This is a genomic window from Allobosea massiliensis (genome assembly GCF_042655245.1).
In the GTDB taxonomy this organism is placed as follows: domain Bacteria; phylum Pseudomonadota; class Alphaproteobacteria; order Rhizobiales; family Beijerinckiaceae; genus Allobosea; species Allobosea massiliensis.
Genome location: NZ_JBHSLU010000111.1, coordinates 1 through 2,806, shown reverse-complemented (window position 1 = coordinate 2,806; position 2,806 = coordinate 1). Strand labels below are relative to the sequence as shown.

3 protein-coding genes are annotated in these 2,806 nt (G+C 62.8%); 1 reads left to right on the top strand and 2 read right to left on the bottom strand.

Going from position 1 to position 2,806, the window contains the following annotated elements; all coding sequences use genetic code 11:
- Window positions 1-133 precede the first annotated feature (133 nt).
- Window positions 134-928, top strand: a complete 795-nt coding sequence (locus ACFPN9_RS26130; protein WP_377817892.1) for a P-loop NTPase family protein — start codon at window positions 134-136, stop codon at window positions 926-928.
- On the opposite strand, the gene ACFPN9_RS26125 is transcribed toward ACFPN9_RS26130, so the two are convergent.
- Both ACFPN9_RS26125 and ACFPN9_RS26120 read right to left on the bottom strand, forming a co-directional pair.
- Entirely contained in the window at window positions 907-1,746 is an 840-nt protein-coding gene (locus ACFPN9_RS26125; protein ID WP_377817891.1) for a hypothetical protein, read from the bottom strand. The two genes, ACFPN9_RS26130 and ACFPN9_RS26125, sit on opposite strands and share 22 nt — an antisense overlap.
- 55 nt (window positions 1,747-1,801) lie before the next feature.
- Window positions 1,802-2,653, bottom strand: a complete 852-nt coding sequence (locus tag ACFPN9_RS26120) for an AAA family ATPase (protein ID WP_377817890.1) — start codon at window positions 2,651-2,653, stop codon at window positions 1,802-1,804.
- Window positions 2,654-2,806: the final 153 nt, after the last annotated feature.

Sequence of the window (2,806 nt, the reverse complement as noted above, 5' to 3'; positions counted from 1 at the left end):
GGGATCTCTCGGTTCAGGGTTGGCGTTCACAACCCAAACCTAACCGGCAATCGCCGGTGACCACCGTCAGCTACACCACGCTATGGGACACGACCGCCTCGATGGGTGGGCGACCACGACCGATGCCGCTCGGTTGATCATCATTGACGTCTTTCACAAGGTTCGCGCAGCGACCGGGGCGCAGGCAAGTTATGAGCGGGATTATGCCGACCTGACTTCGCTCCAAAAGCTCGCCCGCGACAGGCAGATCGGCATCCTTCTGATCCATCATCTGCGGAAGTCCGGCGGAGATCCGTTCGAGAGAATGACGGGCTCAACGGGCCTTCAAGGCGCCGCCGACACCCTGATCGTTCTCGACAAGGGCCGGGGCACGACGCGCCTCCTTGCCCGAGGGCGGGACATCGAGGAAACCGAACAGGAACTTTCTTTCGATAAAGCTGCGATGCGCTGGCGGTTGTCTCATTCAAAAGCCGCTGCCCGTCATTACCCCGAGCGCGACCGGATCAAAGCACTGCTTGCGCAGCATTCGACGCCACTGTCGGCGGGCGAAATCGCGCGGGCAACTGGGCAGACGGACGATGCGGTGCGACAACTGCTCCGGTCCATGGTCGGTGATGGGGAGATCGCCTGGGTATCTCGAGGGCGATACGGCGCCCGCGATATGGTTTCTCCGCTGGTGGCCAGCGGCCATCATATCGATCACAAAGATCACATTGATCACAAACTTGCCCGGGAAGAGGACCGCGAACGCTTGGCTATGGAGGCAGAACTCAGCTTGCGACGGTCAGATGAGGACGCTGCCGCCAATGCTGACGGAGCTGAAGGCGCGAGGGCATCAGAGGATACCTTGAAGGCGTCACACGATTGGCTTGCCGAGCTTACTCGGGGCTCCGCTCGCGTACTTGTTCACGCCGAGCGTGAACGCTGACTTCCGGTGCACCAGTGACGGGGCCGGCGTGCGATCCTGCCCATGACCCAATCGTGAACGATGCGTTCGAGGATGATGAGGAGGCGGTCGGAATCTTCACCGGTTGGGCGGAAGATGTAGATCTCCTCCGCCTTGTCGATCCGAAGGGCTTTGCCGAATTTGTAGCGGGTCCACCGGATCTGCTCCTCGGGGGCAAGCCCCAACATGGCGCAATGCTCGCGTCCGGCGGGTGTCTGCAGGAAGGCATTGAAGCTGGCATTCCTGATCCGCTGATGGAGCAGCTTTTCGAAGACGCGCTTGCTCATGTCGTGGGGGCGACGCAGTGCGAAGAGATGACCGTCCAGGCTGACGGGCGAGCCGGGCAGGGGCTGTCTTCGTGGAGCAAACTGCTGGAACTCCCAGTCCTGGAAGCCGATTTCCTGCTTATGCCCATCACGCATCCGCACATGCGAGGCGTACCGCATCCGGTTCAGGGCTTCGAGCCGGCCGCGCGGATCAGCGAGTTCGGTCGCGGAAAGCTTGTACAGCGGCATGTGGAGACGGTCGGCGACGCTCTTGAGACCGCTCGCTCGCTCAGGCGTATCGAAGTCGACGCCGCAGCAGGCAACGTAGGGATAGGTCCAGACGCCCGGCTGGTAGCGGCCGATGAAGGCAGTATCGGTGAAGGCCGAATCGGGGAGGGGCCGGATGCCTGGGCCGCCGACCCTAGGCCACTGCGTCTTGAGATAGCAGGAGACGGAGGCAGCGCTGCCAACGGGCTGGATCCTGCGCAGCTGGGGGACGGGCGCGCCCGAAACGGTCGTGGTCATGGTCTTCATTCGTCTTTCGATGTTTTCGTCGGCTGGAGGTTCCTGAGGGGTCCGACCTTCTCCCTCACTCCGCCGCCCTTTCGCTCCTCGACACCGATCGGATGAACCCGATCGGCCGTTTCACCCCCTCTTTTCCTCCCTGCAGGATCTGCTCGGCTCCCCGGATGTCCGCATCGATGAGGTTGCGCCGACCGGCTTCGCAGGCGAAGCCCATGGCGATGGTCCAGAGCCGCGACAGGGTCCGAAGGTTATGTCCTTCAGTCGCCTCGAACAGTGCGGGCGGCGGCTCTGCGAAGGCACCGCCAGCCCGGAGGTTTGCCTGATGGAAAATGCTTTGCTGGATGGCGACCATCTCGGCCTCCTTCGTCTCGACCTGGAAGACGATCAGCCGGTCGACGATGCTCGGCGGCAGGGGATCGAGGCTGTTGGCGGTGGCGAACCAGAAGATGTGGTCGGCCCGGATCGGCAGATCGACGAACTCGTCGAGGAAGCAGGCGGCGTTCTCGCTCTCGAGGAGCGAGTGCAGGACCTGTATCGGGGTTTCATTCGGGTTGATCGGCGAGGCCTTCTCGATCTCATCGATGACGATGAGCGGACAGGCATGGCTGCCCTCAATGAGCATCTTCGCCACCTTGCCGGGAGCTGATGCTTTCCAGACGGGCGACAGCCCGCTGAAGGTCGATCCGCGATCGGTCATCAGGTTCATCGCGATGACCTCGCTCGGAACGGCGAGCGCTTCGGCGAGCTTGCGGGCGTAGAAGGTTTTGCCGACGCCCGGCGTCCCGACCACAACGGCGGGATCAAGCCGCAGGGGCGTGTTCGTCCCATGGCTGAGCATGCCGGCCCTGACCACCCAGGCCGTGACTGCAGCGAACTGCGGGCAGATGACGTCGAGCGCTTTCAGGCGCTCGAGCATGGCATCGTCCGCGATGACGAGTTTGCGCCATGGGCCGCGGCTGTCGTGGAGCAGTACGCATACGAGGAAGGCCGCGTGATCGAAGCCTTCGCGCGAGCGTAGCGGGCTCTATGATGAGGTTAGTTGAAGTTCAGGCGGCTTGCTGATCGACGA

What these genes read in the sequence shown, in the direction of transcription:
- ACFPN9_RS26120 (WP_377817890.1), bottom strand. Translation starts at nt 2,653, where the DNA reads ATGCTCGAGCGCCTGAAAGCGCTCGACGTCATCTGCCCGCAGTTCGCT.
- ACFPN9_RS26125 (WP_377817891.1), bottom strand. Translation starts at nt 1,746, where the DNA reads ATGAAGACCATGACCACGACCGTTTCGGGCGCGCCCGTCCCCCAGCTG.